This is a genomic window from uncultured Leptotrichia sp. (assembly GCF_938036635.1).
GTDB lineage: Bacteria > Fusobacteriota > Fusobacteriia > Fusobacteriales > Leptotrichiaceae > Leptotrichia > Leptotrichia hongkongensis.
On sequence record NZ_CALHQO010000076.1, the window covers coordinates 1 to 4,713 of the forward strand.

Annotated in this window: 6 protein-coding genes; all 6 read left to right on the forward strand. The window is 28.4% G+C overall.

The features are described 5' to 3' along the window. Positions 1–63: 63 nt before the first annotated feature. Entirely contained in the window at positions 64–1,065 is a 1,002-nt protein-coding gene (locus Q0370_RS01415; RefSeq protein WP_299571109.1) for a bifunctional riboflavin kinase/FAD synthetase, read from the forward strand. Between the two features lie 7 nt (positions 1,066–1,072). Then, positions 1,073–1,807 carry a segregation/condensation protein A gene (locus tag Q0370_RS01420; RefSeq protein WP_299571111.1) on the forward strand — a complete coding sequence of 245 codons (735 nt, stop codon included), beginning with the start codon at positions 1,073–1,075 and terminating at the stop codon, positions 1,805–1,807. Further along, entirely contained in the window at positions 1,807–3,321 is a 1,515-nt protein-coding gene (gene murJ / locus Q0370_RS01425) for a murein biosynthesis integral membrane protein MurJ (RefSeq protein ID WP_299571114.1), read from the forward strand. The genes Q0370_RS01420 and murJ overlap by 1 nt, the downstream gene beginning before the upstream one ends. Positions 3,322–3,323: 2 nt before the next feature. Next, positions 3,324–3,581: a hypothetical protein gene (locus Q0370_RS01430; protein ID WP_299571117.1), complete on the forward strand. Its 258-nt coding sequence runs from the start codon at positions 3,324–3,326 to the stop codon at positions 3,579–3,581. Continuing rightward, complete coding sequence (locus Q0370_RS01435) at positions 3,554–4,072, forward strand: hypothetical protein (protein ID WP_299571119.1); 519 nt, start codon at positions 3,554–3,556, stop codon at positions 4,070–4,072. Before Q0370_RS01430 ends, Q0370_RS01435 begins: the two co-directional genes overlap by 28 nt. Further along, positions 4,062–4,713, forward strand: a 652-nt coding sequence (gene tilS / locus Q0370_RS01440; protein ID WP_299571121.1) for a tRNA lysidine(34) synthetase TilS, incomplete at its 3' end; no start/stop codon positions are given. The genes Q0370_RS01435 and tilS, both read left to right, overlap by 11 nt.

Below are 4,713 nucleotides of genomic sequence, written 5' to 3' on the forward strand. Positions count from 1 at the left end.
AGTGAAATTGTGATAAAATCTAGTAAGTAAATTGATTAAATAAAAAAGGAACGAGATTTAATAATGAAATTTATTACAGAAAATTTATCTGATATAAAGGATATTGTGGAATATAATGATGATTTAGAGTCTATTGATTATGATAAAAATCTTAAAGAAATAAAACAAAATAAAAATATTGTAATTTTGGGAAATTTTGACGGTGTTCACAAGGGACATCAGATAATTTTAAAAAAATCTGTAAATAAAGCTAAAGAAGAAAATTTAAAAACAATTGTCTATACATTTAATGAATATCCGAAAAATAAACAGACTAAAATAACAACTTGTTCTGAAAAAGCATATTTATTGAATGAAAATGGAATTGATTATCTTTATCTGGAGCAATTTGAAAAAGTTAGGAATTATACACCGAAAGAGTTTGTAGAAAAAGTGCTTGTGGATACTTTAAATGCTAAAGAAGTTTATTGTGGGTTTAACTTTACTTTCGGAAAAGAAAAATCTGGAGATGTAAGTACGCTTGAAAAACTTTTAAAAGAAAAAAATATAAAGCTTAATATTCAAGAACCTGTACGAGATGAGAATAAAGAAATAATAAGCAGTACAAGAGTTAGGAATTATATTAAAGAAGGAAATTTTGAAAAAGTTAGAGAACTTCTTGGACATAATTTTATTATTCTTGGAGAAGTTGTTTATGGTAAACAGTTGGGACGTGTTTTGGGCTTTCCTACGGCAAATTTACGATTTGAGAACAAAATTTATCCAGAATTTGGAGTCTATGGAGTAAAAGTTCATATTGAAGATGATGAAAAAATTTATAATGGAGTAATGAATATTGGTAGAAATCCAACGGTAGATATTGGTGTATTAAGTGTAGAAACAAATATTTTTGATTTTTCAAAGGACATATATGGGAAAATAATTTTAATTGAAGTTTTGGAAAATATTAGAAGTGAGAAAAAGTTTGATTCTGTAGATGAATTAAAAGAACAGATTGGAAATGATGTAGATTATTGGAAAAACAAAATCTCGTATTGGCGTAAAAAATATCAAAAAGAAAAATAGGTAAAATATGGAAAATATGATACAAATTAAGATTGATAATTTTGAAGGTCCATTAGATTTACTTATTCATTTAATCGAAAAAAAGAAAATGGACATTAATGAAATAAATATTTCACAAATAATAGATGATTATTTAGGATATATTCATGCTCAAAAAGAGTTAAATCTAAAAATAAAAGTTGAATTTTTGATAATGGCAACTGATTTAATCGAAATTAAGGCTTATTCAGTATTAAATAGGGACAAAAAATTAGAAAAAATTGAAAATCTAGAGAAAAAAATAATAGAATATCAATTATTCAAAGAGATTTCAGAATTATTTTCAAAACATGAAAATGAATATAATATTCCGTATACAAGAACAGGTACTGAAAGTATGGGAGATGAAATAATAGAATATGATATCTCAAGCCTAAATTTAGATAATTTATTTAAAAGTTTAAAAAACTTGGTCAATACAAAGCTAAGAGAAAAAAATGATTCTCAAGATAGAATGATTTTAAATTTGGAAGAAGACAGTTATTCAGCAGAGGATGCTTATAATGAAGTTTCTGATATTATAAAAAATGATAAAAAAATAGAGTTTAATCAGCTGTTAAGGAATAAATTCTCAAAATCTAGAATAGTAACCTTATTTCTTTGTATTCTAGATATGTTTAAAAATGGAGAAATTGACATAATTGTCGAAGAAAAAAACTTTTTTATTAAGTCAATGCAAAATTCAAGAAAGGAAATTAATTAATGTTTAAATCTAGTTTTATAGTAATGATTATAAATATGCTAAGCCGTATTTTAGGACTTGTCCGTGAAATGATTATCGGAAGTGTGTTTGGTGCAACAGGAATGACAGATGCATATTTTAGTGCCACAAAAATCCCAAATTTCTTTACAACATTATTTGGGGAAGGATCTCTTGGTACAGTTTTTATCCCAATTTATAATCGTGGGATTGAAGAACAAGGAAAAGAGAGAACGGATGAATTTGTCTTTTCAGTATTGAATTTAATAGTTGCATTTACATCAACAATGTCAATATTAATGATTTTGTTTTCAAGACAAATTTTAAAAATAACAACAGGTTTTGCAGATCCTGAACGTTTTGAAACAGCTAATATGCTTTTAAAAATAGTTGCTTTTTATTTTTTATTTATTGCACTTTCTGGAGTAGTATCATCGTTATTAAATAATTATAAAAAGTTTGCGGTGGCTGCATCAATGGGAATTGTTTTTAACTTAACAATTATAATCGGAACACTTCTTTTAAAAAATAAAATGGGAATTTATGGATTAGGGATAGCTTATTTGTTGTCAGGAGTTTTTCAGCTTGCTATGATGCTTCCACAATTTTTTCAAATAATGAAAACGTATAAATTTACATTTAACTTAAAAGATGAATATGTTATAGAAATGTTTAAATTAATGATTCCAACATTAATAGGAATTTTTGGATACCAAATAAACGAAATTATAGACAACCGTTTTGCCACAATGTTGCCTGCAGGAACAGCAAGTGCCTTAAATTATGCAAGCCGGCTATATTTATTGCCAATCGGAGTTTTTGCTATTTCATTGGCAGTAGTGATATTTCCTACATTATCAAAGGCTGTAGTAAAAAATAATATGAAAACAGTAAGAAGAGTAGTTCATCAAGGTTTGTACATGTTAGCATTCTTAATTGTTCCTTCTTCAGTTGTATTATTTGGTTATGCGCAGGAAATTGTGACATTAATTTACAAAAGAGGGCATTTTAGTGAAAAAAGTGTAGTAATAACTTCTGAAACATTGCAATTTTACGCAATCGGACTATTATTTTTCTCAACAATACACCTTCTTACAAGAAGCCATTATGTATTCAAGGATAGAACTTTGCCAGTAATTTCTTCGTTTACAGGAATTGGAATTAATATTCTTTTAGACTGGCTGCTATACAAGCAATACCGACATGTTGGACTTACGTTTGCAACATCATTTGCAGCAATGGTAAATTTCCTTATACTATATACATCTTTAGCAAGACGATATGTGAAATTACGAACATTTAAATATCTTGTAATACTTATAGTTACATTTGCTACATCAGGAATCTCATTTTATATTTCAAAAATGATAAGACTAAACATAATAGGAAGATTTAGCATTGCAATTAATTTAACAGCATTTGCTGTAATTTATCTTCTAATATGGTTTATCTTGATTTCAATTTTTAGAAAAGATTTAATCGAAAAAATGCTAAAAAGAGTTTTAAATAGAGGATAAGTATGATACAGGAAAAAATTAGATATACAAAGACAGGTAAACGAATAGAAGTTTACGAATTTAAAGCTAAACTGCATCAAAAAGCAGTAATGAGCAAAAATCAGTTTGAAGAACATATTTTTCCAAAACATCCTGAAATCTCGCTGGAAATAATAAAAGAAGTATTAGAAAATCCAGATTTTGTAACAAAACAGTCAAAATCTCGTAAAGAGCATTTTTACCAAAAGAAAATATGTTTATTGGAAAAAAGAAGAAGCTAGAGGAGATTTTTTCTGTTGGCTTTGTTATTAAAGCTGAGGAGAAAAGTACGAAGGATTCTTTAGTGATCTTAACACAAAAAGAGTTAAAACAAGCTGAAGGTGAGAAGAAAAAAGTAGAGAAAAACTCTAAAGAAAAACAGAATAAAAAGAAAAATAAACCGAAGACACCGATTAAAAAAGAAGTTAAAGAGCAACCAGAGGCTCAGAAAAAGCAAGAAGTACAGGAAGAAAAAGAAGAGCCTAAGCAAGAGACAAAAACTCTAAAAGATTTGAAAAAACTTCAATTCATAGGAAACATGAAAATTTCTGTAGGAAAAGGTAAGAAGAGTAATATTACTGAGCTGTCTGAGGAGAAAGAAGAGAAAAAGGAAATTCCACCAGCGCCAGAAGGATTGCTAGAAGATATAATTGTGACGACAAAGCAAGCTGAAGCTAAGTTCGAAAAAATTAAGAAAGGTCTTCAGGAGAGAGGTTATCTAGATGGACATTAATATTTTATGGCAAAAAACTGATAAAATAGCACTAGGTCTGTCAGGGGGAGTGGATTCTATAGCTTTATTTCATCTGCTTGTTACAAAGTACAAAGAGAGTTATAAAGAGTTAGTGGTGTTCCACATAAATCATGGTCTAAGAGAAGAGTCTTATGAAGAAGCCGAGTTCGTGGAGAATCTTGTCAAAAACTATAATGTTAAGTTCTACAAAAAAGAGCTAAATATGAGTGATTTAGCAAGAGATAGTCACACGTCAGAGGAAATGCTCGCAAGAAAACTACGTTACGAAGCTTTTGAGGAAATGTCTTCGTTAGAAGGTGGAGTGAAGTTAATAACGGCTCATCACAAAAATGATCAGATAGAAAATATTATTATGAGGCTCCTTAGTGGACGTAGTATGGATTATAATTTGATGATAGAAGAGCAGGCTACTATTGGGAACTTAGAAGTCTATCGTCCGTTATTAAATATTTTAAAAGCAGACCTTGAACAATATGCCGATAAAAATAATTTAAAATACTATGTAGATTCAACAAACTTCGATACTGACTACACTAGAAATAATATAAGGCATAACATTGTACCATTGTTGAACGATGTAAATGCAGCAAGTTTTGATAATTTAATTAATTTTTCTAGTT